The sequence below is a fragment of the Curtobacterium sp. KBS0715 genome (assembly GCF_005938005.2).
GTDB classification, from domain to species: Bacteria; Actinomycetota; Actinomycetes; order Actinomycetales; family Microbacteriaceae; genus Curtobacterium; species Curtobacterium flaccumfaciens.
The window spans coordinates 2,039,688-2,064,458 of record NZ_VCCA02000001.1; the positions used below are offsets into that span (position 1 = coordinate 2,039,688).

Sequence of the window (24,771 nt, forward strand, 5' to 3'; positions counted from 1 at the left end):
TTCCGCTACCGCATCCCGGACCTCCACACTGAACCCATGACGACGCTGCACGAGGACTCCGCCATCGACCACGACGCCCTGGCGGACCAGTCCGTCGCACTCGTCCGACAGTGGCTGGCCGAGGCCGAGTCGTACCCGGTCGACGGCTCCGCGAAGCAGCTCGCCGGCGTGCTCGCCGACCCCGCCGGACTCGACTTCGCCGTCGGGTTCGTCGACGGGGTCGTGCGCCCGGAGGACCTCGCCGTCGCCGCCCGCAAGCTCCGCCAGATCGCCCCGGACGCCCCCGGGTTCCTGCCCGCCGCGCTCCGCGGACTCGTCCGGCTCGGCGGCGGCATGGCCCCGGTGCTGCCGAACGTCGTCGTCCCCATCGCCCGACGCGTCCTCCGCAACATGGTCGGCCACCTCATCGTCGACGCCACCGACTCCAAGCTCGGCCCGGCCATCGCCGGCATCAAGCGCGACGGCGTCCGCCTCAACGTCAACCTGCTCGGCGAGGCCGTGCTGGGCGAGCGCGAAGCCGCCCGACGACTGGAGGGCACGCACAAGCTCCTGGCCCGCGACGACGTCGACTACGTCTCCATCAAGGTGTCCTCGACGGTGCACCCGCACTCGCCGTGGGCGTTCGACCACGCGGTGGACGACATCGTCGAACAGCTCCGACCGCTCTTCCAGCGCGCCGCAGCCGCCAGCCCGGCCAAGTTCATCAACCTCGACATGGAGGAGTACAAGGACCTCGACCTCACCATCGCGGTCTTCACGAAGCTCCTCGACGAGCCCGAGTTCCTCGGCCTCGAAGCCGGCATCGTGCTGCAGGCGTACCTGCCCGACGCGCTCGCCGCGATGCAGGAGCTGCAGGAGTGGTCCGCCGCCCGCCGTGCCCGCGGTGGTGCCGGCATCAAGGTCCGTCTGGTCAAGGGCGCGAACCTGCCGATGGAGCAGGTCGAGGCCTCGGTGCACGGCTGGCCGCTCGCCACCTGGCACACCAAGCAGGACTCCGACACCAACTACAAGCGCGTGCTCGACTGGGCGCTCACCCCATCGCGCGTCGAGAACGTCCGCGTCGGTGTCGCCGGGCACAACCTGTTCGACGTCGCCCACGCCTGGCTGCTCGCCGGTGAGCGCGGCGTGCGGGACGGCATCGAGTTCGAGATGCTGCTCGGCATGGCGCAGGGCCAGGCGTCGGCCGTGAAGAACACCGTCGGCTCGCTGCTGCTCTACACGCCGGTCGTCCACCCGGGCGAGTTCGACGTCGCGATCGCGTACCTGATCCGTCGCCTGGAGGAGGGCGCGTCGCAGGACAACTTCATGTCCGCGGTCTTCTCGCTGGTGTCCTCGCCGCCGCTGTTCGCCCGCGAAGAGGAGCGCTTCCGCGCGTCCCTCGTGCCGCTCGCGACGCCCGAGGGGCTCGCAGCACCGGCATCACACCGGGTCGCCGACCGCTACGCCGCCGTCGGTCGCCCCGGCCCCGGTCACTTCGAGAACACCCCGGACAGCGACCCCTCGGTCGGCGCCGTCCGCGCCTGGGGCGACGCCATCACCGCACGGGTCGCCTCGTCGACGCTCGGCGTCCGTGCCGTCCAGGAGGCCCGGGTCGACTCCGACACGGCGCTCGACACCGCGCTCGGTCGCGCCAAGGCCGCGGGTGCGGTCTGGGGGACCTGGTCCGGTGGTGCACGTGGCGCCGTGCTGCACGCCGTCGGCGACGCACTCGAGGCGAACCGCGCCGCCCTCGTCGAGGTCATGGCGTCCGAGACCGGCAAGACCATCGACCAAGCCGACCCCGAGGTGTCCGAGGCGATCGACTTCGCGCACTTCTACGGCACCCTGGCTTCCTCGCTCGACGACGTCGACGGTGCGACCTTCACGCCCGCGGCGCTGACCCTGGTCGCGCCGCCCTGGAACTTCCCGGTCGCGATCCCCGCCGGATCCACCCTCGCCGCGCTGGCGGCCGGGTCGGCCGTCGTGCTGAAGCCCGCGCCGCCCGCCGAGCGTTCCGGGGCGGTGCTCGCCTCGATCATCGAGACCGCGCTCGACGCCCACGGCGCCCCGGCCGACGTGCTCGCGTTCCTGCAGGTGTCCGAGAACGACCTCGGGCAGCAGCTCATCGCGTCGCCGATGGTCGACCAGGTCATCCTCACCGGTGCCTACGAGACGGCCGAGCTCTTCCGCTCGTTCCGCCCCGACCTGCCGCTGCTCGCCGAGACCTCGGGCAAGAACGCCGTGATCGTCACGCCGTCGTCCGACCTCGACCTCGCCGTCAAGGACGTCGTCGCGTCCGCGTTCGGGCACGCCGGCCAGAAGTGCTCGGCCGCGTCCCTCGTCGTCATGGTCGGCTCGGTCGCCGGGTCGAAGCGCTTCCGCAACCAGCTGCTCGACGCGGTGTCCTCGCTCACCGTGGGGTACCCGACCGACGCGGCGACCCAGATGGGCCCGGTCATCGAGCCGGCCTCGGGCAAGCTGCTCGACGGCCTGACGAAGCTCGGCGCGGGGGAGTCCTGGGCCGTCGAGCCGAAGCAGCTCGACGAGACCGGCAAGCTCTGGAGCCCGGGTGTCCGACAGGGCGTCCGCCGTGGTTCGGAGTTCCACCGCACGGAGTACTTCGGCCCGATCCTCGGCATGATGACCGCCGACTCCCTCGACGAGGCGATCGACATCGTGAACGAGGTCGACTACGGCCTGACCTCGGGCCTGCACTCGCTCGACCCGGGTGAGATCGGCACGTGGCTGTCGCGGATCCAGGCGGGCAACCTCTACGTCAACCGCGGCATCACGGGCGCCATCGTCCGGCGTCAGCCGTTCGGCGGGTGGAAGAAGTCGGCCGTGGGCGCCGGCACGAAGGCCGGTGGGCTGAACTACCTGCTCGGGCTCGGGTCGTGGACGCCGGCACCGGCGATCGCTGCGTCCGGTGTCGCCGTGTCGGGTCCGGTCTCGGCGTTCGTCCGGGCTGCCGAGGTCGCTTCGCCGGTGCTCGACCGTGCGCTGGCGTCCGACGAGCAGGCGTGGTCGACGCTGTTCGGCACCGTGAACGACGTCTCGGCTCTCAGCGCCGAGCGGAACATCGCCCGGTACCTGCCGTTCCCGGCGGTGCAGGTGCGGCTGGCCGCGGGTGCCGGCTCGGACACGGACCCCGACGCCTCGGTGGTCGAGCTCGTCCGCGTCGTCGCCGCTGCGCTCCGTGCCGGCACGACGATCGAGGTCTCCACGGCCGCGACGCTGCCGTCGTCCGTCGCCGCGGCGATCCGTTCGCTGCCGATCGTCCGGTCGCTGTCGCAGACGGTGTCCGACGAGGCCTTCGCGAGCTCGGTCGCCTCGGGTCCGTCGACCCGTGTCCGGCTCATCGGCGGGGACACCTCGGCGCTGTACTCGGCCGTCGGTGGTCGTCCGGACGTCGCCGTGTACGGCGGCCCCGTGACCGAGGCCGGGCGGCTCGAGATCCTGCCGTTCGTCCGCGAGCAGGCGGTGTCGATCACGGCGCACCGCTTCGGCACGCCGAACCACCTGACCGACGACCTGATCTGACCCCGGACTGCGGCGCTGGCGTTCGGGTCCAGCGCCGCTTGCAGAACCGAAGTGCCCCCGAACCGCGCGATCGCGTGGTTCGGGGGCACTTCGGCTCTGCGGCGTGTGGAACGTCGTGTAGGGGGCTGTCCGGTCGCCGCACGGCCTCGGGTGCTTCGGAGGGACCGAGCGTTGCCTCGGGAGCGCGTCGCAACCACGGCGCGCAACCCTGAGGAGCTCCACCATGACCGAGCCGTTCGCACGCCCGACCGCCCTGGCCCACGTCCGTGTCACCGTGACCGACATCCACCGGAGCAAGGCCTTCTACCAGCTGCTGCTCGGCACGGATCCGGCGATCGACTTCAGTGACCAGGTCGACGAGCCGGGTGTCCGCGAGGATCGCGAGCGTTTCTACGGCGGATCGGTGTTCCGGCTCGGCGACCAGGTGTTCGGACTCCGTCCGGTCGCTCCCGCAGGGCAGACGTTCGACCCGGACACCGTCGGCCTCGACCACGTGAGCTTCGTCGTGGGTTCGGTCGACGAGCTGCACGAGGCGGCCGCCCGACTCGATGCCGCGGGTGTCGAGCACGGCGAGGTCACCGACCTGGGCGACGCCGGCATGGTGATCCTGTCCGTGCAGGACCCCGACGACATCAACCTCGAGCTCGCAGCCCTCAAGTCCTGAGCAGTCCGCGCCGTCCTCGGCCGGAACCCGGTGCCGATCTGATCGGCGCAACCAAAGGGCTCCCGAACCACGCGAATGCGCGGTTCGGGAGCACTTTGGTTGTGCGCGGGGCTCCGGGCGGGACGCGCGCCGCGCGGCCGGTCAGTCCGCGACGGCGGGCTGCTGCGCGACCATCGAGCCGGTCACGAGCTCGCGGAGCTCGGCTGGCAGCGGGATCGGACGGCGGGCGCCCTCGCGGTCGATGATGACGTGCACGAACTCACCGGTGGCGAGCAGGGCGCCGTCGGACTGCCGGAACAGGCCGAACTCCCACGACAGGCTCGTGGTGCCGAGGTGTTTCGAGCGCATCCCGACCTCGATGACGTCCGGCCAGACGGCGGACTCGACGAACCGGCAGCTCGACGACACCAGCACGGCGATCCACTCCGACGAGAACGGGTCGAGCCCGGCGGCCTCACGGAACCAGTACGTCGACGCGTTGTCCATCGCCGAGTAGTAGATCGTGTTGTTGACGTGCCCGAACATGTCGTTGTCGTTCCACCTGGTGGGGTAGGAGCGGCGGAACGGGTACTCGTCGATGGTCATCGGTCTCCGATCGGTGGTGCGGGTGAGGCGTGCACCGCGTCGGGCCGCAGGACGTACTCGAACGCCGCACGGGCCCGGTCGGGATCAGGGGTCTCACCGGAGATGAACTCGGCGTAGGTGAACGACTCGGAGATCCGGACGAGCAGCCGTGCGAGCTCCTCAGCCGACAACGGTGCCGGATCGAACGTACCGGACGACTCCTGCTGCTCGATGAGTGCGGTGACCCGGGCGACGAAGCGGCTCTGCACGTCACTGTCCGAGGTGGTGAGCAGACGCATCGCCCGAGCGGGTTCGCGCGTCAGGAACGCCCGGAAGTACGGGGCGTCGATCAGGTCGGCGGTGAACCGGTCGAGCACGACGACGAGCCGGGCTGCTCCGGTGGCCCCGATCTCGTCGGCGGCATGGGTGGCTCCGTCGAGGGTCGGGACTGCGAGGGACCACAGGATCTCGGACAGCAACCGGTCACGGTTGCCGACCCAGCGGAACAGCGACGTCCGGTCGACGCCGAGTGCGGCAGCCAACGCCCCCATGTCGATCCGTGAGCCGGCGATGAAGGTGTGACGGGCCTCCCGGAAGGCGCGCAGCGCAGAGTCTGATGTGTACACGCGATCCTCTCTTGCAACGTTTTCGAGAATGATGCATCGTGGTTCCCATGTCAACGACGATGCCCGCGACGCCCCTGCTCGAATCGGACTTCTACGGCTTCCAGCAACAGCTCACCGCGCAGGAGCGCGCGTCGCTCGGGCAGCTCCGGCAGTACCTCGAGCGCGAGGTCGCGCCCATCGCCGACGCGTACTGGGCGCGCGCAGAGTTCCCGATGCAGGTGATCGCGCCTCTGGCCGAGCTCGGCATGTACGGGCCCGGCGTCCCGCTCGTGCGGCAGTTCGAGAACTCGGCCGTGTACCGCGGGTGGGCGGCCCTCGAACTCGGACGCGTGGACGCGAGCGTCGCCACCTTCATCGGCGTGCAGTCGGGCCTGGCGATGAACTCGATCGCGGTCGCCGGCAGTGACGAACAGCAGCGCGAGTGGCTGCCCCGGATGGCCACGGGCGAGATCGTCGGGGCGTTCGGGCTCACCGAGCCGTACTCGGGCAGTGACTCGGCGAAGGGTCTGCGCACCACCGCTCGGCGCGAGGGCGACGAGTGGGTGCTCGACGGCGAGAAGCGCTGGATCGGCAACGCCACCTTCGCCGACGTCGTCGTGATCTGGGCGAAGGACGTGGCCGACGGTCAGGTCAAGGGCTTCCTCGTCACCACCGACACCGCGGGCTTCACCGCGACCAAGATCGAGGACAAGATCGCCCTGCGCGGGGTGCAGAACGCCGACATCGTCATGCAGGACGTCCGGGTGCCCGAGTCGCGTCGGCTGCAGAACGCGACGTCGTTCCGCTCGACCGCCGAGGTGCTCCGACTGACCCGCACCGAGGTCGCCTGGCAGGCCGTCGGCATCGCGGTCGGAGCGTACGAGGCCGCGCTGGCCTACGCCCGCGAGCGGATCCAGTTCGGCAAGCCGATCGCTGCGCACCAGCTCGTGCAGGACCTGCTCGTCAAGTCGCTCTCGAACATCACGGCTTCGATCGCACTGTGCACGCAGGCCTCGGCCATGCAGGACGCCGGGGTCGGTGGCGACGAGCACTCGGCGATGGCCAAGGCGTTCGCCACCGCGAAGATGCGGGAGACCGTGGCCTGGTGCCGCGAGGTGCAGGGCGGCAACGGCATCGTGCTCGACAAGGGCGTGGCCCGGTTCTTCGCCGATGCCGAGGCGATCTACTCGTACGAGGGCACGCGCGAGGTCAACACCCTGATCGTCGGGCGGGCGATCACCGGGCAGGCCGCGTTCGTCTAGCGGGCCGCCCGGCCCGCCGCGCTAGCCGAGCAGGGCCGGCCGCTCCCACTCCTGGTCGAGCACGTGCTGCCCGAGGAACGCGAACACCGTCTCGTACCAGACCACGGCGTGCTGCGGAGCGAGGACCCAGTGGTTCTCGTCCGGGAAGTACAGGAACCGGTGCGGCATCGAGCCGTCCGGTGCCGCGTGGTGCTCCGCGAGTTCGGACCAGAGCCGCAGCCCCTCGCCGATCGGCACCCGGTAGTCCTTGTCGCCGTGGATCACGAGCATCGGTGACGCGATGTCGGCCACGAACCGGTGCGGGTCGTTCGCCGCGATCCCGTCGGCGTCGAAGATCGACGACCAGTACTGCGACGAGTCCGTCGTGCCGTTGAACTGGTCGAGCGCCCACAGGCTGGCGTGGGTGACGATCGCACGGAACCGGTCGGTGTGCCCGGCGACCCAGTTCGCCATGTACCCGCCGAACGACCCGCCCATCGCTGCGGTCCGGGTCGCGTCGATGTCCGCCCGCGCCTCGACCACGTCGGTGATCGCCATCAGGTCGGTGTACGGCGCCTGCCCCCAGGCGTTCCAGCCGCGGTTCACGAAGTCGAGTCCGTAACCGGTCGAGAGCGCGGGGTCCGGCAGCAACACGGCGTAGCCCCGGGCTGCGAGCAGCATCGGGTTCCAGCGCCAGGACCACTGGTTCCACGAGTTGAGCGGTCCGCCGTGGATCCACAGGACGAGCGGGTGCGGCCCGTCGCCCTCGGGCACGACGAGCCAGCCGCGCACGCGGGCACCGTCGGCTGCGGTCGTCTCGACCTCTTCCAGGTGGGCGGGCACGTCCGGCAGGGGCGCCGGCGTCGCCAACGGGGTCACCGTGCCGTCCGTCGCGATCCGCACCGGGTGCAGCGGGGCCGCCCAGGAGGCCCGGAGCGCCACGACCACGCCCGTCGCCGCCGCCACGCGCAAGCTGGAGTACGCCCAGTCGTCGTGCGTCAGCTGCTCGACGGCTCCGCCGTCCAGGGGGATGCGGAAGACCGGCGCGCGGCCGTCCTGGTCGGCCACCGCCAGGAGCGCGCGGTCGCCGTGCTCGAACACGAGCTCGCTCGGCCAACGGTCCCAGTCGGTCGCGACGCGGCGGGCGTCGGAGCCGTCGATGCCGGCGACCCATACCTCCTGCTGGTTCCCGCCGGCCGGGGTCGAACGGACGGTGCGGACCCAGGCGATCGTCCTGCCGTCGTGGCTGAGCGCCGGCATCTCGTGGTCGACGTCGACGTCGTCGAACAGGACCGTGCGGTGGTCGCTGGACAGCTCGATGGTGACGAGCGTCGAGCGGTCCCCACGGGCCTCCCGGACGCCCACTGATGCCAGCAGGACCGCGCCGTCGGGTGCGAGCGCCCCGCTGACGTGGTCGAGCGAGCGGCCGGGGGCCGGTGTGCGGTCGACGGGCCGGACGGGTTCGGCGCTCACGCCGGCGCCGTCGCCGTCACCGTCGGTGTCGATGCCGGCCGTGTCGAGGGTCAGGACGTGCGTCTGTGCCGGGCCGAGGTCGTGGTCCCAGTACCGGACCGGGTAGGTCTCGTGCAGGATCGCCCGGACGTGCTTGTCCTTCCGGGTCTTCCGGAGCTCCGCGTCGGCTTCGAGCACGGTCGCCGGGTCGGAGCCGGCCCCCGGCAGCAGGTCGACCGTCAGCGCGACGACGTCCGACGACGCCGCGGTGGCCAGGACGCCACCGACGCCCCCGGCCAGGCGGGTGAGCGGACGGGCCTCGCCGCCGGTCGCGGGCAGTACCCAGAGCTGGGCTGCCTCGAGGTCGGTGGCGTCGGCGCTGGGCCGGGCGGAGACGAAGAGCAGGTCACCGGTGCGGGTGAAGGCGATGCCGCCCTCGCCCTTGGCGGAGCGTGTCAGGCGGACCGGGCGCGCGGCGGTGTCGGGGGTCGGCGTCGCGGGCACCTGCCAGATCGATCGGCGGTACCCGGTGGCGTCCGGGTCGAGCGCACTGACCGTCAGCGCGACGCGGGTGCCGTCGGGGCTGATGTCGATGCCGTCGACGCGGGGGAGCGCGACGTACTGGTCGAGGTCGGAGAACGGGGTGCTCATGCGTGCACGCTCGCCAGGTCTTCGGCCCAGAAGGCGGCGACCTGCTCGGCGACCGCGGTGCCCTGGGCGTGACCGGCCTCGGCCGACGGCGCCTGCGTGGCGAGCGAGAGCGAGTTGGTGCCGAAGGCCTGCTGGGACGCGCTGTCCGCCACGACGACCTCGACCGACGAACCGCCGGCGCGCAGTGCCTCGACGGCGACGTCGAGCCATGGCCCGCAGGGTGACGGCCCCTCGGGGCCGCAGGCGATGACGAGGACCCGCTCGTACCCGACGGCGGCGTCGGCGTTGGTGCCCGAGCGGACGCCACCGTCGACGTGGGGGCGGCCGTCGACGGCGACCGGTGTCCAGACGAAGGGTACCGAGCAGCTGGCCGCGACCGCACGGGGGAGCGGCACACCGTCGGCCGCCGTCAGCAGGCGGAAGGTGCCGTCGGTGGCGTCGACCGCGGTGACGGCGAGCGGCTTGTCCGGCCACTCGGTGGACGGGAGCGTCTCGCCGAAGGTCGCCGTGCGCTCGTCGTCGCTCTGCCCGCCGACGACCTGCTGGGCGGCCTGGCCGAGTCGAGCGCGGGCGTCCTGCTCGCCGGTCGCACCCTGCAGTGCTGCGCCGATGTGCTGCTGCACGGCTTCGACGTCGATGGGCGCCGGCTCTTCGTAGGTGGTGGGCGCCGGGGTGTGCTGCTGGTCGTAGGCCTGCTGGACGGCACCGTTCCGGACGAACGCGCCGACGACGCTGCCGGCGCTGGTGCCGACGACGAGGTCGGCGGCGTCGAGGTCGACGCCGGCCTCGTGCAGGGCGACGAGGACACCGACTTCCCACGCGATGCCGGCGACACCTCCGCCACCGAGGACGAGTGCTCTGGATCCGGGAACGGGCGTGCTGACGTCGGTCATGGGTCCTGCTTACCAGCTGCGTGCGACGGGCCGGTGGAGGCCGATGGATCCTGTGGAGAACCCGCCTGTGGACAACTCCGTCCGCGTCGGTGGCGTGACCTAGCGTCGTGGTCATGGGGAACCAGCGTTCAGGACGGGTCGGCACGGTCGTGTGGCCGATCGTGGTGGCTGCCGCGCCCACCGCGGCGTTCCAGCTGCCGAACCTGTTCGTCACGCCGGCGGTCCGACTGTCGCTCGTCGCGTTCGGGCTCGTCGTGCTCGTCGGTGCCGTGACCGTGCAGGTCGTCCGGACCCGGCGCAGCGACGCCGCACGGTCCGTGGCCGAGGACAACGCCACCGCGGCCGAGCTCGAGCAGTCGACGGCGGTCCGGTACGCGTTCGGCCAGATCGCCACCCGGCTCGTCCGGTTCACCGAGCTGCCCCGGTCCGATCGCCACGGCGAACTCTCGGTCGTCGCCGACCGCGTCGCCGTGGCCCTGGCGTTCTACCTGCTGCCGAAGGTGCCCGACGTCCGCGCCAACGTGTACCAGCTGTCCACCGATCTGCGGGCGCTCGAGCCGATCGGTCACGGTGGCGCCGGCGACACCGCCGGGGTCTTCCGAGCGGGCACGCCCTACGGCGACCGCAACCTCGAGTGGGTGCTGGTCGGGGGATCACCCCGGATCGTCGGTGACCGCTCGGCCGACGTGGACGTCGACCAGGACCTGCAGGGCTTCGAACCGCGGTACACCTCGTACGTCTCGGTGGTGATCCGGTCGGACCAGTACTCGTTCGGCATGCTCACCGTCGACTCCCCGGTCCCCGACGCCTTCACCGAACTCGACGCCAAGAACATCGCGATGATGGCGTCGTTCATGGCCGTCGCGTTCTCGCTGACCTACTCGTTCCCCGAGCGCGACCGCAATCCAAGGAAAGGCCCGTGATGCTCACACGCTCTGTCGGACGCTCGACGTACGATGCCCCCATGACGACCGTGAACCCTGCTCCGCCGTCGTTCGGGCGTGCCCGGATCTCTTCGCCGAACTGGAACGACACCACCACCGACGCCGACTACGAAGACCTCGACGTCATCGCCGCCAACATCGAACGCGAGCGCGTTGCAGCCCGGCTCCGGGTCACCGCAGCCATCGCCGCGCGTCTGGGTCGCTGACCCCTCCCGCATCGTCCACGACGAACGGCTCCCACGCATGCGTGGGAGCCGTTCGTCGTCACCGAGCCCAAGCCCGAGTCCGAGCCGGAGCGGAGCCGGAGCCCGCGCCCGAGCCGGTGTCGCGGCTACCGCGCCTCGGTCACGTCGATGAGGACCTTGCCGACGGTGTCCTGCTCGACCGCGTCGTGCGCCTGGGCGGTCTGCTCGAGCGCGAACCGGGTGAGCGGGAGACCGGCGTCCTCACCGACCGGCAGCACGCCGTCGTGCAGCGCCTCGGTGACGTCCTCGGCCGCCGCGGACAGCGCCTCGTCGCCGATCGTGTAGAGCAGCAGGAACTGGTAGCGGGCGTTCACGCTCATGTTCGGGCGGATCGGCAGGCTCGCCTCGTCACCGCCGTTGTTCGCGTAGATCGACACGACGCCGTGGTTCGCCAGCACGTCGGCGACCAGCGCGGCGTTCTGTGGGATCGACACCTCGACGACGATGTCGACACCGTCCGGTGCGATCGACCGGATGCGCTCGGCGGCGTCCTCGTCGCGGTAGTTCACGACGTGGTGGGCGCCGGCCGCAGTCGCCAGTGCTGCCTTCGCGTCCGAGCTGATCGTCGTGATGACGGTCGCGCCGGCCCAGCGGGCGAGCTGGATCGCGGCGTGCCCCACGGCACCGGCGCCGCCGGCGACGAGCACGGTGAAGCCGTCCAGGGCACCGGGGCCCAGGCGTGCGGGGCCGTCCTCGTGGGTGGTGAGCGCTCGGTGCGCCGTCATGGCGGGCACGCCGAGCGAGGCGCCGACGTCGAACGAGACGCCGTCGGGCAGCGGGACCACGCGCGACTCGGGTACGACCGTGTACTCCTGCGCGGTGCCGGTCGGACGGGACGCCGCCGCCATGAACAGCCAGACACGGTCGCCGACGGCCAGTCCGTCGACTCCGGGACCGACGGCGTCGACGACACCTGCGCCGTCCTGGTTCGGCGTGATCTCGGGGAACGGCAGCCCGTCGCCGTAGGTCCCGCCGGCACGTGCCTTCCAGTCGGTCGGGTTGACGCCGGAGACGGCGACGCGGACGCGGACCTCTCCGGCACCGGGCTCCGGGATCTCCCGCTCGACGAGTTCGAGGACGCTGCTGGCACCGGGCTTCGTGTAGACGATCGATCGCATGTCCCCAGGCAACCACCCGTCGCCGTCGGGGATTCCGAGTGCGCCGGTGCTCAGCGCGCGTCGTACCCCTCGCTCAGCGCGCGTCGTACCCCTCGCTCAGCGCGCGTCGTACCCCTCGCGCGCCTCGGCGACGTCGGGCATGTGCGAGGTGGCCCAGTCCTCCAGCGGCACGAGCACCGTGCGCAGCGACCGCCCGAGTTCGGTCAGTTCGTACTCCACGTGCGGCGGGATCTCGGGGAACACCGTCCGAGTCACCATGCCGTCGCGTTCGAGGGCCCGCAGCGTCTGGGTGAGCATCTTCTGCGAGACCCCCTGCACCCGGGCCGCCACCGCCGAGTACCGTGCGGGACCGTCGGCGAGGGCGCCGATCGTCAGCACGCTCCACCGGTCGCCGATGCGGTCGAGCAGCTGCCGACTGGGGCAGTCCGCCGCGTAGGGGCTGTACTCGAGTGCTGACATGGTGTCCTCCGCAACGCACCGCCAGGTGCCTACTTACTCAAAGAGAGTAACTCTTGTACGGTGACTGTCAACGTCACTGACGCCCAGCACGTTCACGAAGGGAACACCATGACCAACATCGTCGTCTTCGGAGGCACCGGCTACGCCGGCTCCGCCATCACCCACGAGGCACTCTCCCGCGGCATCACCGTCACCGCGGTCGCTCGCGACACGAGCAAGCTCGAGCCGGCCGAGGGCCTCACCCTGGCGCAGGGTGACGCGTTCGACGCCGACTTCGTGTCCGAGGTCACGAAGGGTGCCGACGTCGTCGTCGTCTCGCTCCACGCCGTGCAGGCGGACGGCAGCGAGCTGAAGGACAAGTTCCAGCACTTCGTCGACGCCGCCGCCGCAGCGGGTGCGCGTCTCGGCATCGTCGGCGGTGCCGGTTCGATGCGCGTGTCCGAGGACGGCCCCCGCCTCTTCGACACCGACGGCTTCCCGGATGCCTTCAAGGGTGAGGCGAAGAGCCACGCGCAGATCCTCGACGCCCTGCGCGCCTCGGACACCCAGGTCGACTGGTTCTACGTGAGCCCCGCCGCGGCCTTCGGTGGCTACAACCCGGGCGAGCGTCGCGGCACCTACCGCGCCTCGGACGAGGTCCTGCTCGCCGACGCCGAGGGCAACTCGGACATCTCCGGCGCCGACTACGCGATCGCGTTCGTCGACGAGATCGTCACCCCGGCGCACCACCAGACGCGTTTCGGCGTCGCCTACTGAGGCACTGCCCCCCCCGCAAGACACCGGTGTTCACACAACGCACCGCGGGATCCCGCGGCGTCCAGCGTGAACACCGGTGTTTTGCGTACTGCCCGGCGCGACCAACGGGCGGACGGGAGGCGCGGGGCGGGGCCGCCACGGGCCTCCAGGCCGGCGGGTGGTCACCGCCAGGGCCCCCGCTAGTGGGCGACGATCGCCGGCACCGGCAGGTGGTGGCGCATCCGCACCGCCAGGTGCAGGCCGCCCCGGCGGGCGAGCACGAGCGCGATCACCGCGGCGGCAGCTGCCGGCACGCCACCGGCGACCATCATCCCCACGTGCGCGCCGTAGTGGTCGACGATCTGCCCCATCAGGGGCCCGCCGATCGCCTGCCCACCGAGCAGCACCAGGACGTAGAGCGACATCACCCGGCCGCGGATCGCCACGTTCGACGACAGCTGCACGAGCGAGTTCGACGCGGTCTGGAACAGCAGCTGCGACATCCCCACCGCCACGAGCGCGACGGTGAACGGTGCGATCGCCGGGATCGACCCCGAGACGACGAGCAGCAGGCCCGTCCAGAACACCCCACCGACGATGGTGCGGAGTCGGACGACGGCCCGGCGGGTGGACAGCAGCGCGCCGACCAGGGCGCCGATCGCCACTGCGGAGTTGAAGACCCCGTAACCGCCGGCACCGACGTCGTACACCTGTGACGCGAAGGCGGAGAGCAGCACGGGCATCGTCAGTGCGAACACCGAGAAGAACGCGACGAGGATCACCGGCACGATGATCGTCGGCTTGTGCACGGCGTAGCGGAGGCCCTCCACGAGCTGCCCCTTGCCGCGGGGTGCCGGAGGTGTGCGGTGCAGTTCGGAGGCCTTCAGGAACCCGAGCGTCACGACGACGGCGACGCAGGCGATCGCGTTCACACCGAACGACCACCCCGCGCCGACCGCGACGAGCAGGGCCCCGGACAGCGCCGGACCGATCATGCCGCCGAGCTGGAACACCGACGAGTTCACGCTGATGGCGTTCCGCAGGTGCTTGTGCCCGACGATCTCGGTGACGAACACCTGCCGTGCCGGGTTGTCGATCACGGTGACCATGCCGACCAGGAACGCGATCACCCAGATGTGCCACGCCTCGACGACGCCGGCCAGTGTCAGGACGGCGAGCAGCGCGGACAGCACCGCGAAGGCTCCCTGCGTGATCATCATGAGCGCGCGCTTCGAGAACCGGTCGACCAGGACGCCGCCGAGCAGCCCGAACAGCAGCATCGGTGCGAACTGACAGGCGACCGTGATGCCGACCTGCGCGACCGACCCGGTGAGCTGCAGCACGAGCCAGTCCTGTGCGATGCGCTGCATCCAGCCGGCGGTCATCGCCACCAGGTTCGTCGCCGTGAACAGCCGGAAGTTCGGCACGGACAGGGCGATGAGCGTGTGGCGCCACGGCGGGCGCGTGGCCTGGATCGGGAGCGGTTCGGTGGGCGGGGGGAGGGTCGTCGGTGACGCGCTCACGGTGCGGGGTTCTCCGGACGTCGGTGTGGATCTGGTACCCCAACGAAACTACGTGGCGCCGGCCCATTCGATACCCCTATGGTGGCTATCAGTCCATTGCGATGTCGAATGACCGCGCGAACGAACGAGGTGCCCCGTGCTCGATCCGGTCCTGTTGCAGACGTTCCTGGCCGTGGCGGAGACCGGCAGCTTCACGCAGGCCGGCACCCGGCTCGGCATCAGCCAGCCGACGGTGTCGCAGCACGTCCGGCGCCTGGAGACCGCGGTGGCGCGCACCTTGGTCGCCCGGGACACCCGCGGCGTCGCCCTGACCGACAACGGGGACGCCATGGCCGGGTTCGCGCGGACGATCCTCGCCGCGCACGCCACCGCCGACGCCTACTTCTCCGGCGCGGCCACCCGCGGACGGCTGCGGTTCGGGGCGGCGGACGACCTCGCCATCACCCAGCTGCCGCGGATCCTGCGGGACTTCCGAAGACTGCACCCGCAGGTGAACCTCGAGCTCACGGTGAACCAGTCGTCACCGCTGCTCCGCCGGGTGCACGCCGGCCAGCTCGACCTGGTGTTCATCAAGCAGACGGCGGGGGAGTCCGCCGAGGGCACCCGGGTGGCCACCGACCAGATGGTGTGGATGGCGCAGGACGGCATCGCCCTGGAACCCGGCGAACCCGTCCCGCTCATCGCGTACCAGGCGCCGAGCATCAGCCGGCAGATGGCGATCGACGCCCTCGAGGCCGCCGGCCGCACCTGGCGGATCACCTGCAACACCCGCGACGTCAACGGGGTGCTCGCCGCGGTGCGCGCAGGCATCGGCGTCGCGGTGTTCCCGCACTCGCTGATCCCGGCGGACCTGGTGAAGGTGTCGCAGCGGCTCGGGCTGCCGGACCTGCCGGCGGTGGACTACGTCCTCATCGCCAACCCGACGGTGCAGCGGGAGCCGATCGACGCGCTGACGAACGCGATCCTGTCCCGCGGGGTCGTCCGCGCCGTCTGAGCGCTGGCGGGCCGCGCGGCGCTACGGGGCGAGCGTCGGGGTCGTGCCGGTGCCGGTGACGTCCGGCAGCGTCACCCCCGCGAGCGGCAGCAGCGCCGCCGCGACGGCCCACAGCAGCACGACCGTGCCGACACCACCGAGCACGGCGCCGAGCAGCGCGACCGGCCGCTGCCACGTGGCCGTCCGGTCGCGCAGCGTCACGATCGAGAGCACCAGCGCGAGCAGTCCGAGCGCCACACCGACACCGTGCACGGTCGCGGGAGCGGTGAACCACCAGGCCGCCAGACCGATCGTCACGATCCCGGCGACGGCACCGAGCACCGCACTGGCGGTCGCGCCGAGCGCACGGCGTGGCTCCGGCGCGGCGGCTGCGACCACGGGCTGGTCGAGCAGTTCGGTCGGGAGGCCCGCCTCGCCCCCGCCAGCACCCTTCGGCACCGGGACGGGTGCGACCACGGCCGTGGTTGCGTCGGCGTTCTGGGTCGCGACGGCGGGGCTGCCGGGAGCGGCGGCGGCCGGCGCCGCGTGCAGGACGGCGTCGAAGGATCGTGCGGGTGCGGGTGCGGCTGCGGGTGCCGGTGCGGCCGACCGTGCGGCGGCCTGCTGGTGCGCGAAGCGTCGGGGCGTCCGGTAGCCGATCGGGCCGACGGGCTCGGGTTCGGTGCCCTCGACTACCACGTGTTCCAGGCCGGGCACCGAGAACCGGGGCTGTCCGGCGACGGGCACCGCGGGTGCGGCGGTCGGCGGTGCCGGGGCGGCCTCCGGCGACGGGGTGGTGAGCGGTGCGACGAGCGGTGCGGCGTCCGCCGAGGCGGGTGCGGCGGCGACCGGGGAGACCGGCACCACGAGCCCGGACGCGGGGACGACCGACGACGGCGGCACCGCTGGGGTCTCGAACGGCACGGTGTGCACGTTCGGCGACGTCGGGGCCGGGGGGAGCAGTTCCTGCTGCGGGGGGAAGTCGGGCACCGGGGCGTCGGCCTCGACCAGGGCGGCGATCGACGCGGGCTCGGCGGTCGGTGCGAGCGCGGGTGCGTGCGCGGTGGGCACGGTCCCGGCCGGGGCGACCGTGGTCGGTGGGACCGGCGCCGCGTGGGCGGCGCGGGACGAGGCGGGGGTGGGGCGGGCCTCCCGGCCGGAGGCGTTCACGTGACCGGCGGCGGCGACCCGCTCGGGCGCGACCTCGTCGACGGGCGGCGCGGTCACCCAGGCCGGGACGGGCCGACGGGGCCGGTCCGATTCGGGCATGCGATGCGCTGCCACTGCGGCGCTCCTTCCGTCGACTGATCCATGCTCAGTTGTAGCGGCAACCGCTGTGAGGATCGCAGCCCCAGTTCGGGGTCGCCGGTACGTTCGGGTGATGACCGGAATCGAACACCGTCCCCTGGGCCCCTCGGGGCTCGTCGTCTCCACCGTCGGCCTCGGCTGCAACAACTTCGGGCGGCGGGGGACCGCGTCCGAGTCGCAGGAGGGCACCGACGCGGTCGTCGCCGCGGCCCTGGACGCCGGGGTGACGCTCTTCGACACCGCCGACATCTACGGCGGCGTGCCGGGCATGTCCGAGGAGATGCTCGGACGCTCGATCCGCGGCCGCCGCGACGAGATCGTCCTCGCCACGAAGTTCGGCATGGACATGCAGGGCGCGAACGGCCCGGACTGGGGAGTCCGCGGGTCCCGCCGGTACGTGCGGCTCGCGGTCGAGTCGTCGCTGCGCCGACTCGGCACGGACTGGATCGACCTGTACCAGATGCACCGGCCGGACGAGGTGACGCCGATCGAGGAGACCCTGTCGGTCCTCGACGACCTGGTCCGCGAGGGCAAGATCCGGTACGTCGGCCACTCGAACTTCGCGGGGTGGCAGATCGCCGAGGCCGAGCTCACGGCGTCGATCGCCGGCACCACCGCGTTCGTGTCCGCGCAGAACGAGTACAGCCCGCTCGCCCGGGACGCCGAGGCCGAGGTCTTGCCGGCGGTACGCGCGTACGCGCTCGGGTTCCTGCCGTTCTTCCCGCTCTACAACGGGCTGCTCACCGGCAAGTACACGAAGGCGGGCGGCCCGGCCGACGGGCGGCTGACGACCTCGAAGCCGCAGGTGCTCGAGGACGCCCCGTGGGACGTGCTCGACGACTACCAGCGGTTCTGCGATGACCGGGGCGTGACGATGCTGCAGGCGACGTTCGCGTGGCTCCTGGCGCAGCCGGGGCTGTCGAGCGTCATCGCGGGGGCGACGAAGCCGGAGCAGATCACGCAGAACGTCGAGGCCGGCACGACGTGGACGCCGACCGAGGACGACATCGCCGACATGGCGATGATCTTCGACCGGGCCTGAGCGGGCGTTTCGCGCTGTCTCGCGCCGGTTCGTTTCGCGCCGGGGTGTTTCGCGCTGAGCGACAGGTCACGGGCTGCGGAGCCCGTGGGGTGTCGCTCAGCGCGGAACGGCGGCGGTGCGCGGCGGGCTGCGCGGAGCCGCGGACTAGCGCGTCGCGGCGGCCAGGGCGTCGCGCAGCTCGGCGGCGGTCATCCGCGGGCCGTAGCCGGGGGTGTCCCGCTGGATGCGCCAGCCCTCGGCGAGGGGCCCGGCGTCGACGACGTCGAAGCCGAACGCGTCGATGAGCTCGGCGACGGTCTGCTTGGCGGAGTCGTCGTCGCCGGCGATGACGAGGGCACGACGGTCCGGGGTACCGGCGGTCGTCGCGTGGCCGGTCAGGTCGTCGGCGCCGATGTGGTTGAACGCCTTCACGACACGGGCGCCGGGCAGGTGGTCCTGCAGCATCTCGGCGGTGGTCGTCGACTGGTCGTCGAGGGCGGCGATTTGGCCGTCGCGCTCCCAGTAGTAGTTGTTCGTGTCGATGACGACCTTGCCGACGAGGGGCTCGACGGGGATCGTCTCGATCGCGGCGAGCGGCACCGTCACGACGACGATCTCGCCCGCTGCGGCTGCCTCGTCGCGGGTCGCTGCGCGTGCGCCGTCGCCGAGTTCCGTGACCAGGTCGGTCAGGGTCTCCGGGCCGCGGGAGTTCGCGATGACGACCTGGTGGCCGTTCCGTACCGCGAGTCGTGCGAGCTGGGATCCGATGTTGCCGGCGCCGATGATTCCGATGGTTGTCATGGTGTCCCTGCAACGCTGCCCGCCGTCGTGCATTCCCCGGGGACATGGACGCCCCGCCGGGAGCATGATGGCGGCATGGACCACGAGTTCCGCGACGAGACCGACCAGGACCGCTACGCGATGTACGTCGGCGGCGAGCTCGTGAGCGTGCTCGACTACCGGGTGAACGGTGACGCTGTGGCGTTCCCGCACACGTACACGGTCCCGAAGCACCGCGGCCACGGCTACGCGGCGGAACTCGTCGAGTACGCCGTCGCCGACGTCGAGTCGTCGACCACGAAGCGCATCGTGCCGATGTGCTGGTTCGTCGGCAAGTGGTTCGACGAACACCCCGAGAAAGCCGACCTGCTCAGCCGCAGCGCCGCGGACTGAGCACCGAACGAAGGGGCTCCCGTGCCCACCATCACCCCGTTCCTCTGGTACGACGACCAGGCCGAACAAGCGGCCGAGTACTACGTCGGTCTGTTCCCCGACAGCCGCGTCGACAGTGTCAGCCGGATGCCCGACGGCCGTGCCCTCGTCGTCGAGTTCACGTTGCTCGGCGCCCCGTACCGCGCGATGAACGGCGGCCCCGGGCACCCGCACACCGACGCGGTCTCGTTCCAGATCGACGTGGACACGCAGGACGAGCTCGACCGGCTGTGGGACGCCCTGCTCGCCGACGGCGGGAGCCCGATGGCGTGCGGGTGGTTGACCGACCGCTGGGGTCTGGCGTGGCAGGTGACCCCGTCGATGCTGGGGGAGCTGATGAGCGGATCGGGCGACCCGGAGGCCAACGCCCGCGTGTTCGAGGCCATGATGCAGATGGTCAAGTTGGACATCCCCGCACTGCAGGCTGCCGCGGCCGGTCGCTGACCCCACTCCACGCGGACCCGCCGGTAGTGTGACCGGACCAGAAGACCGCCGGCAGGCGCCGGCACAGACAGGCTGGAGCCACCATGGACCACCCGAGTTCGAGGGTCCGGAACAGCGACATCAGCCGGGCGTACACCGAGCTCGCCCGCATCACCCGTCGGGCGAGCATCCGTGCCCGGGGCTCGGATCAGGTGTTGAGCGTCGTCGACCAGTCCCTCGTCGACTTCGTCGTCCAGCACCCGGGCTGCATGGCCATCGACATCGCCCGCTACCTGCGGCTGAACCGTTCGACGATCTCGCGGCAACTGTCCGGGCTCCTCGCGACCGGACTGGTGCGGACGACCGACGGCGGCAGCGGCAACGCGAAGCCGCTCGAGGCGACCGATGCCGGCCGCGCAGCGCTCGAACGGTCGGTGCAGCTGCACCGCGACGCGCTCGACGAACGGCTCGCCGACTGGTCGGACGACGACATCGCGTTGCTCGCCGGACTGCTGGAGCGCCTCGGTGCCTCGGACGAGGCCGGGCTCCCGATGCCGGCACCCACCGAGTCGTGACGACGTCGTTCGTCCTGCTGTCCGACACGCACCTGCCGAAGCGCGCGAAGGACCTGCCGCCCGGGCTGTGGGCCGACGTCGACGCGGCCGACCTCGTGGTGCACGCGGGGGACTGGGTCGACCTCGCGACCCTCGACGCCGTCCAGGCGCGCTCCCGCCGCTTCGCGGGCGTGCGGGGCAACAACGACGGTCCGGAGTTCGACGACCGGCTGCCGCTCGTCGCCCGGTTCGGCGTCGAGGACCTGCGGTTCGCCCTGGTGCACGAGACCGGGGCATCGACCGGTCGGGAACGGCGGATGGACGCCGAGTACCCGGACACCGACGTGCTCGTCTTCGGGCACTCGCACATCCCGTGGGACACCGTGGCACCGTCGGGGATGCGCCTGCTCAACCCCGGATCGCCGACCGACCGCCGTCGCCAGCCCGACCACACGTGGATGCGCGGCACCGTCAGCGGCGCGGAACTGTCCGTCGAACTGGTGCGGCTGCCGCCGGTCGCCCGCTGACCCCGGTTGCCCGCTCGCCCCGGTCGCGTGCCTCCGTCGACATCCGGAAGAACGCCAGCTCCCACTCCGTCGAACGCCGGAACGCCCGCGCCATCCGCCCTCGCTCGTCGGGCGTCGCCGCACGGGCCAGCTCCTCGACGAGCCGGGTCGCCTCGGCACTCGACGCCGCGAACCCCGGGTCCCCGTACGCCGTGATCCAGTCGGCGAAGGCGTGCCCGTCCGGAGCGACCCCGAGCTGCGACCCGACCCAGGCGTAGACCCGGAAGCAGGGCAGTACCGCGGCGGCGAGCACTGCCGCGGAGCCGGAGTCGGCCGCCTGCTGCAGGTGTGCGAGGTACCCGGCGCACGTGGGGTGCACGGGATCGTCGGCGTGCGAACCGGCCAGCCGACGGTGGTGCAGGTCGCGGGCCTCGTCGGCACACCCCTGCGCAGCAGCCGCCCAGAACGCAGCAGCAGCACCCGCATCCGAGCCGGCACCGGGAGCACCGACCCCGAGTGCCGCCAGGTGCCGCTCGTACGCCCGCAGGTAGTGGACGTCCTGCGCCAGGTAGCCCGCGAACACCTCCGGCTCGAGCGTCCCGTCCCGGAGCCCCACCAGGAACGCGCAGTCGATCGTCTCCTGCAGCACCGACGCCGCATCCGCCCACCACACGTCCGTGTACGACAGCGCCGGCAGGGCCGCCCGTGCCTGCGCCCCGTGGTCGACCGGGCCGTTGCCGCTCCCGACCGCCAGGTCGTCGGCCCCGTGCAGCGCCGCCGTCAGCCACTCCTTCGCCACCCCGACCGCGAGTTCCCAGTCGCCGTGCCGTGCTGCGAGCGTCGCGATCGCGCTCGACAGGGAGCACCCGGTGCCGTGCGTGTTCGTCGTCGCGACCCGGGGACCGGTGAACACCCGCACGGTGCCGTCCGGTGCCACGAGCACGTCGTCGGAGGTCGGTCCCTCGTCGTGGCCGCCCTTCGCCAGCACCAGGACGTCCCACCGCGCCGCCACGGCACGCGCGGCATCCAGCGACGACGCCGACGACGCCGACGACGAGGCAGACGCGCCGGCGAGCTCCGCCAGCACCGCGAGCTCGGCCCGGTTCGGCGTCACCAGGTCGGCCAGCCCGAACAGCGCACCCATCGCCGAGGCGGCGTCCTCGTCGAGCAACCGGTCACCGCTCGTCGCCACCATCACCGGGTCCACGACGACCTCGGGCGGCCGGTGCTCCCGCAGCCAGTCCGTCACGACCCGCACGACGTCGGCGGTGCCGAGCATCCCGATCTTCACCGCGTCGACCACGACGTCGTCGGACACCGCGTCGAGCTGCTCCCGCAGGAACCCGACGTCCGGCACGTGCACGGACCGCACCCCGTGCGTGTTCTGCGCGACGAGTGCCGTCACGACCCCCATCCCGTACCCGTCGTGCGCGGCGATCGCCTTGAGGTCGGCCTGCATCCCGGCTCCGCCCGTCGGGTCGGTCCCGGCGATGCTCAGCACCCGCGGGACGCTCACGACGACGTCCCAGCCGGGAGGAACGGATCGCCCGCTGCAAGCCGCTCCCGCTCCGCCGCATGGCCGGGTCCAGGGCCCCACGCGGCCACGTACGCGGCCGCGGCGGACCCGGGATCGGCCGCGGCGCAGATGCCCGAGACGATCGCGACCCCGGCTGCGCCCGCTGCCCGGAGCGGCACGACGTCGTCGAGGGTCACCCCGCCGATCGCCACGCAGGGCAGGTCGGTGGTGGCGGCCAGCCGGGCGAACCCGTCGTGGCCGAGGGCCGGCGGGTGGTCGGCCTTCGTCGCCGTGGGGTGCACGACCCCGACGCCGAGCAGGTCCACGGTGCCGCGGGGGAGTCGTTCGACGGCAGCCAGGTGCGCGAGCGTGTTCGCCGTGAGGCCCACGTGGGCGTCCGCTCCGAGCAGGGCGCGGGCGACCGTGACGGGGACGTCGGACTGGCCGAGGTGCACGCCCGCGGCCCGGTGTCCCGCGTGCCGTGCGGCGAGGACGACGTCGAGCCGGTCGTCGACCACCACCCTCGCGCGGTCCCCGACGGCGTCGGCGACCGCGGCGGTCAGGGCGAGCAGGTCACGCGCCGAGGCGTCCTTGTCCCGCACCTGCACGATCCGGACCCCGGCGTGCACGGCGGCGCGGACGACCCCGAGCACCCCGATGCCGTGCCGGTCGGCCAGGGCACCGTCGGTCACCAGGTAGACGCCGAACCCCGCAGACTGCAGCCCGCTCACGCCGACACCGCCCGGGTGTCGACCGCAGGAGCGGCCTCGAGGGTGATCCGGGCCTCGCGGACGACGTCCTCCGGGGTCAGCGACGCCAACCGGTCGAGGAACAGCGGCTCGAAGGTCCCCGGTCCGCCGGCGTCCCGTGCCGCGAGTTCCGCGGCGATCGTGTGCACCGCGGTGGCGGCGACGGCAGCGGCCCCCGCGTCCTCCGGCGCGACCGACGTGAACGCGGCGACGACCGCGCCGAGCGCGCACCCGCCACCGGTGATCCGCGTCAACAGGTCGGTCCCGTTCGCGACCCGGACCACACCGATGCCGGGCGCGACCAGCAGGTCGACCGCACCCGAAACGGCCACCGCGGCCACGAGCCTCCCGTCCGAAGCAGCGACGGACGCGACCCGGGCGTCCTCGGTGCCCACGGTGCTGTCGACCCCGCGGCCACCGGCCGAGTCGCCGAGCAGGGCGAGCACCTCGGAGGCGTTGCCCCGCAGCACCGTCGGGTGCAGCGCGAGCAGGTCACGTGCCAGGGCGGTCCGCACCGGCAGCGAACCGACGGCCACCGGGTCCAGGACCCACGGGGTGCCCGCGTCACGGGCCGCGTGCACGGCCTCGAGCGCGGCGACCCGCGGTTCGGCGTGCGGGGTGCCGGTGTTCACCAGCAGGGCATCCGCGACGCGGGCGAACGGCCCCGCCTCGGTCGGCACGTCGACCATCGCGGGCGAGGCCCCGAGCGCGAGCAGCACGTTCGCCGTGACGTTCTGCACGACGGTGTTCGTGATGCACTGCACCAGCGGGGCCCGGGCACGCACAGCCTCGAGCAGTTCGGCGGTTCGGTGGGCCCAGGCAGGGGAGGGCGCAGCGGTTTCCATGGACGATCCCTTCGCGAGTACGAGCTCGAGCAGGTTCGACGGGTGTGATCTCAGCCGCTGGATGCGGCACCCCGTGTCTCGAGCGACACCGTACACGACGCCCGGTGACCACTTCGAGGCCCGCTCCGGGCACCGTGTGCCAGGGTTGGACCGTGCCAGATGCAACGCCCCCCGGGCCCCCACCCGGCCCCCGCGACCCCGGCGACGCCTGGGCGGTCGGCCCCGACGGCACCAAGGCGTGGGGACGCTTCGGCGCCGCCGGCCTGCTCGTCGACGACGGCGCCGGCCGCGTGCTCCTGCAGCACCGCGTCGAGTGGAGCCACCACGGCGGCACCTGGGGCATCCCCGGCGGCGCACGGCACCAGGGCGAAGCAGCCGTGACCGCCGCCCTCCGCGAATCCGCCGAGGAAGCCGGCGTGCCCGACGACGCGATCGCCCTGCGCCACACGGCACTGCTCGACCTGGGGTTCTGGACCTACACGACCGTCGTGGGGCGCGCCTCCCGACCCTTCGAACCCGTCATCGCCGACCGCGAGAGCCTCGCCCTGTCGTGGATCCCGATCGAGCAGGTCGACGACCTGCCCCTGCACCCCGGCTTCGGCAGGTCGTGGCCGGCGCTCCGTGCCACCGTCGCGACCACACCGCACGTCGTCGTCGACGCGGCGAACGTCGTCGGCAGCGTGCCCGACGGCTGGTGGAAGGACCGAGCCGGCGCCGCGTCACGCCTGCTCGCACAGGTGTCGGCGCTCGCCGCGGGCGGGGTGTCCGCGTCGTTGCTCGACCTGCCGTTCGCCCGGTGGTGGCCGCGGTGGACCGTGGTGCTCGAGGGGGAGGCCCGGGCCGCTGCTGACGTCGCCGACACGGGCGCTGTCGACGTCGTCCGTGCTCCGGCCTCCGGCGACGACGCGATCGTCGAGTCCGCGCGGGCCGCGGTGCAGGCCGGCGACGGGCCGGTCGTCGTCGTGACGGCCGACCGCGAACTCCGCGACCGCGTCGAGGCCCTCGGCGCGGTCGTCCACGGGCCGTCCTGGTTGCGCGACCAGCTGTAGCC

The 24,771-nt window shown here is 72.3% G+C and carries 25 protein-coding genes and 1 riboswitch; of the genes, 13 read left to right on the forward strand and 12 right to left on the reverse strand.

Features of this window, described 5'->3' with window-relative positions; genetic code table 11:
• Positions 1–36: 36 nt before the first annotated feature.
• Positions 37–3,519, forward strand: a complete 3,483-nt coding sequence (locus FFG40_RS09775) for a bifunctional proline dehydrogenase/L-glutamate gamma-semialdehyde dehydrogenase (RefSeq protein ID WP_138803052.1) — start codon at positions 37–39, stop codon at positions 3,517–3,519.
• Positions 3,520–3,742: 223 nt separating this feature from the next.
• Positions 3,743–4,183 (forward strand): VOC family protein, encoded by a 441-nt coding sequence (locus FFG40_RS09780; protein ID WP_027465202.1) that lies wholly within the window; start codon positions 3,743–3,745, stop codon positions 4,181–4,183.
• Between the two features lie 141 nt (positions 4,184–4,324).
• On the opposite strand, the gene FFG40_RS09785 is transcribed toward FFG40_RS09780, so the two are convergent.
• Positions 4,325–4,768 (reverse strand): thioesterase family protein, encoded by a 444-nt coding sequence (locus FFG40_RS09785; protein WP_111039501.1) that lies wholly within the window; start codon positions 4,766–4,768, stop codon positions 4,325–4,327.
• Positions 4,765–5,373: a QsdR family transcriptional regulator gene (locus FFG40_RS09790; RefSeq protein ID WP_138803053.1), complete on the reverse strand. Its 609-nt coding sequence runs from the start codon at positions 5,371–5,373 to the stop codon at positions 4,765–4,767. Before FFG40_RS09790 ends, FFG40_RS09785 begins: the two co-directional genes overlap by 4 nt.
• Positions 5,374–5,432: 59 nt before the next feature.
• On the opposite strand from FFG40_RS09790, the gene FFG40_RS09795 reads away from it, so the two are divergent.
• Entirely contained in the window at positions 5,433–6,614 is a 1,182-nt protein-coding gene (locus tag FFG40_RS09795) for an acyl-CoA dehydrogenase family protein (protein ID WP_138803498.1), read from the forward strand.
• Positions 6,615–6,635: 21 nt separating this feature from the next.
• Here the strand turns inward: FFG40_RS09795 and FFG40_RS09800 are convergent, their stop codons facing one another.
• Together FFG40_RS09800 and FFG40_RS09805 are read right to left on the reverse strand one after the other, a co-directional pair.
• Positions 6,636–8,696: an alpha/beta fold hydrolase gene (locus FFG40_RS09800; RefSeq protein WP_138803054.1), complete on the reverse strand. Its 2,061-nt coding sequence runs from the start codon at positions 8,694–8,696 to the stop codon at positions 6,636–6,638.
• Positions 8,693–9,589: a patatin-like phospholipase family protein gene (locus FFG40_RS09805; protein WP_138803055.1), complete on the reverse strand. Its 897-nt coding sequence runs from the start codon at positions 9,587–9,589 to the stop codon at positions 8,693–8,695. Before FFG40_RS09805 ends, FFG40_RS09800 begins: the two co-directional genes overlap by 4 nt.
• A gap of 113 nt (positions 9,590–9,702) precedes the next feature.
• Here FFG40_RS09805 and FFG40_RS09810 point away from each other — a divergent pair, with 113 nt between their 5' ends.
• Together FFG40_RS09810 and FFG40_RS09815 are read left to right on the forward strand one after the other, a co-directional pair.
• Positions 9,703–10,512 (forward strand): GAF domain-containing protein, encoded by an 810-nt coding sequence (locus FFG40_RS09810; protein ID WP_138803056.1) that lies wholly within the window; start codon positions 9,703–9,705, stop codon positions 10,510–10,512.
• A gap of 41 nt (positions 10,513–10,553) precedes the next feature.
• Entirely contained in the window at positions 10,554–10,739 is a 186-nt protein-coding gene (locus tag FFG40_RS09815; RefSeq protein ID WP_027465208.1) for a hypothetical protein, read from the forward strand.
• Positions 10,740–10,864: 125 nt separating this feature from the next.
• On the opposite strand, the gene FFG40_RS09820 is transcribed toward FFG40_RS09815, so the two are convergent.
• Positions 10,865–11,896, reverse strand: coding sequence for an NADPH:quinone reductase (locus FFG40_RS09820; protein WP_138803057.1), 1,032 nt, complete (start codon positions 11,894–11,896; stop codon positions 10,865–10,867).
• A 96-nt stretch (positions 11,897–11,992) separates the two neighbouring features.
• Positions 11,993–12,355: a helix-turn-helix domain-containing protein gene (locus FFG40_RS09825; RefSeq protein ID WP_071247254.1), complete on the reverse strand. Its 363-nt coding sequence runs from the start codon at positions 12,353–12,355 to the stop codon at positions 11,993–11,995.
• Positions 12,356–12,463: 108 nt separating this feature from the next.
• Here FFG40_RS09825 and FFG40_RS09830 point away from each other — a divergent pair, with 108 nt between their 5' ends.
• Positions 12,464–13,111, forward strand: coding sequence for an NAD(P)-dependent oxidoreductase (locus tag FFG40_RS09830; RefSeq protein WP_111058181.1), 648 nt, complete (start codon positions 12,464–12,466; stop codon positions 13,109–13,111).
• Between the two features lie 179 nt (positions 13,112–13,290).
• Here FFG40_RS09830 and FFG40_RS09835 read toward each other — a convergent pair whose 3' ends face one another.
• Positions 13,291–14,613: an MFS transporter gene (locus FFG40_RS09835; RefSeq protein ID WP_138803058.1), complete on the reverse strand. Its 1,323-nt coding sequence runs from the start codon at positions 14,611–14,613 to the stop codon at positions 13,291–13,293.
• A gap of 136 nt (positions 14,614–14,749) precedes the next feature.
• On the opposite strand from FFG40_RS09835, the gene FFG40_RS09840 reads away from it, so the two are divergent.
• On the forward strand, positions 14,750–15,607 hold the full coding sequence (locus tag FFG40_RS09840; RefSeq protein ID WP_017886578.1) for a LysR substrate-binding domain-containing protein: 858 nt from the start codon (positions 14,750–14,752) through the stop codon (positions 15,605–15,607).
• A 21-nt stretch (positions 15,608–15,628) separates the two neighbouring features.
• Here the strand turns inward: FFG40_RS09840 and FFG40_RS09845 are convergent, their stop codons facing one another.
• Positions 15,629–16,870, reverse strand: a complete 1,242-nt coding sequence (locus FFG40_RS09845; protein WP_138803059.1) for a hypothetical protein — start codon at positions 16,868–16,870, stop codon at positions 15,629–15,631.
• A gap of 97 nt (positions 16,871–16,967) precedes the next feature.
• Here FFG40_RS09845 and FFG40_RS09850 point away from each other — a divergent pair, with 97 nt between their 5' ends.
• Entirely contained in the window at positions 16,968–17,936 is a 969-nt protein-coding gene (locus tag FFG40_RS09850; protein WP_138803060.1) for an aldo/keto reductase, read from the forward strand.
• Positions 17,937–18,080: 144 nt separating this feature from the next.
• Here the strand turns inward: FFG40_RS09850 and FFG40_RS09855 are convergent, their stop codons facing one another.
• The gene (locus FFG40_RS09855) at positions 18,081–18,716 is read right to left on the reverse strand and encodes an NADPH-dependent F420 reductase (RefSeq protein ID WP_138803061.1); all 636 of its coding nucleotides are present in this window, start codon (positions 18,714–18,716) and stop codon (positions 18,081–18,083) included.
• A gap of 75 nt (positions 18,717–18,791) precedes the next feature.
• Here FFG40_RS09855 and FFG40_RS09860 point away from each other — a divergent pair, with 75 nt between their 5' ends.
• The 4 genes from FFG40_RS09860 (at position 18,792) to FFG40_RS09875 (ending at position 20,631) form a co-directional block, all read left to right on the forward strand.
• Positions 18,792–19,088, forward strand: coding sequence for a GNAT family N-acetyltransferase (locus FFG40_RS09860; RefSeq protein ID WP_110862566.1), 297 nt, complete (start codon positions 18,792–18,794; stop codon positions 19,086–19,088).
• Positions 19,089–19,109: 21 nt separating this feature from the next.
• Complete coding sequence (locus tag FFG40_RS09865) at positions 19,110–19,571, forward strand: VOC family protein (protein WP_071247264.1); 462 nt, start codon at positions 19,110–19,112, stop codon at positions 19,569–19,571.
• Between the two features lie 83 nt (positions 19,572–19,654).
• Positions 19,655–20,125 (forward strand): MarR family winged helix-turn-helix transcriptional regulator, encoded by a 471-nt coding sequence (locus tag FFG40_RS09870; protein WP_051596672.1) that lies wholly within the window; start codon positions 19,655–19,657, stop codon positions 20,123–20,125.
• Positions 20,122–20,631: a metallophosphoesterase gene (locus FFG40_RS09875; protein WP_138803062.1), complete on the forward strand. Its 510-nt coding sequence runs from the start codon at positions 20,122–20,124 to the stop codon at positions 20,629–20,631. Before FFG40_RS09870 ends, FFG40_RS09875 begins: the two co-directional genes overlap by 4 nt.
• On the opposite strand, the gene thiD is transcribed toward FFG40_RS09875, so the two are convergent.
• From thiD to thiM, 3 genes are all read right to left on the reverse strand, one after another.
• Positions 20,576–22,126, reverse strand: coding sequence for a bifunctional hydroxymethylpyrimidine kinase/phosphomethylpyrimidine kinase (gene thiD, locus FFG40_RS09880; protein ID WP_260678845.1), 1,551 nt, complete (start codon positions 22,124–22,126; stop codon positions 20,576–20,578). The genes FFG40_RS09875 and thiD overlap by 56 nt on opposite strands.
• A complete protein-coding gene (thiE, locus tag FFG40_RS09885) occupies positions 22,123–22,857 on the reverse strand; it encodes a thiamine phosphate synthase (RefSeq protein WP_138803063.1) in 735 nt (244 codons plus the stop codon). Before thiE ends, thiD begins: the two co-directional genes overlap by 4 nt.
• On the reverse strand, positions 22,854–23,720 hold the full coding sequence (gene thiM / locus FFG40_RS09890; protein ID WP_185974153.1) for a hydroxyethylthiazole kinase: 867 nt from the start codon (positions 23,718–23,720) through the stop codon (positions 22,854–22,856). The genes thiE and thiM overlap by 4 nt, the downstream gene beginning before the upstream one ends.
• Positions 23,709–23,804, reverse strand: a riboswitch (TPP riboswitch). (Overlaps the previous gene by 12 nt.)
• Before the next feature lie 68 nt (positions 23,805–23,872).
• On the opposite strand from thiM, the gene FFG40_RS09895 reads away from it, so the two are divergent.
• The gene (locus FFG40_RS09895) at positions 23,873–24,769 is read left to right on the forward strand and encodes an NUDIX domain-containing protein (RefSeq protein ID WP_138803064.1); all 897 of its coding nucleotides are present in this window, start codon (positions 23,873–23,875) and stop codon (positions 24,767–24,769) included.
• The last annotated feature ends 2 nt before the right edge of the window (positions 24,770–24,771 follow it).

Bases quoted from the DNA above. Each gene is read 5' to 3' on its own strand.
- FFG40_RS09775 (WP_138803052.1), top strand. From the start codon at position 37: ATGACGACGCTGCACGAGGACTCCGCCATCGACCACGACGCCCTGGCG.
- FFG40_RS09780 (WP_027465202.1), top strand. From the start codon at position 3,743: ATGACCGAGCCGTTCGCACGCCCGACCGCCCTGGCCCACGTCCGTGTC.
- FFG40_RS09785 (WP_111039501.1), bottom strand. From the start codon at position 4,768: ATGACCATCGACGAGTACCCGTTCCGCCGCTCCTACCCCACCAGGTGG.
- FFG40_RS09795 (WP_138803498.1), top strand. From the start codon at position 5,433: ATGCCCGCGACGCCCCTGCTCGAATCGGACTTCTACGGCTTCCAGCAA.
- FFG40_RS09800 (WP_138803054.1), bottom strand. From the start codon at position 8,696: ATGAGCACCCCGTTCTCCGACCTCGACCAGTACGTCGCGCTCCCCCGC.
- FFG40_RS09805 (WP_138803055.1), bottom strand. From the start codon at position 9,589: ATGACCGACGTCAGCACGCCCGTTCCCGGATCCAGAGCACTCGTCCTC.
- FFG40_RS09810 (WP_138803056.1), top strand. From the start codon at position 9,703: ATGGGGAACCAGCGTTCAGGACGGGTCGGCACGGTCGTGTGGCCGATC.
- FFG40_RS09815 (WP_027465208.1), top strand. From the start codon at position 10,554: ATGACGACCGTGAACCCTGCTCCGCCGTCGTTCGGGCGTGCCCGGATC.
- FFG40_RS09820 (WP_138803057.1), bottom strand. From the start codon at position 11,896: ATGCGATCGATCGTCTACACGAAGCCCGGTGCCAGCAGCGTCCTCGAA.
- FFG40_RS09825 (WP_071247254.1), bottom strand. From the start codon at position 12,355: ATGTCAGCACTCGAGTACAGCCCCTACGCGGCGGACTGCCCCAGTCGG.
- FFG40_RS09830 (WP_111058181.1), top strand. From the start codon at position 12,464: ATGACCAACATCGTCGTCTTCGGAGGCACCGGCTACGCCGGCTCCGCC.
- FFG40_RS09850 (WP_138803060.1), top strand. From the start codon at position 16,968: ATGACCGGAATCGAACACCGTCCCCTGGGCCCCTCGGGGCTCGTCGTC.
- FFG40_RS09855 (WP_138803061.1), bottom strand. From the start codon at position 18,716: ATGACAACCATCGGAATCATCGGCGCCGGCAACATCGGATCCCAGCTC.
- FFG40_RS09860 (WP_110862566.1), top strand. From the start codon at position 18,792: ATGGACCACGAGTTCCGCGACGAGACCGACCAGGACCGCTACGCGATG.
- FFG40_RS09870 (WP_051596672.1), top strand. From the start codon at position 19,655: ATGGACCACCCGAGTTCGAGGGTCCGGAACAGCGACATCAGCCGGGCG.
- thiM (WP_185974153.1), bottom strand. From the start codon at position 23,720: ATGGAAACCGCTGCGCCCTCCCCTGCCTGGGCCCACCGAACCGCCGAA.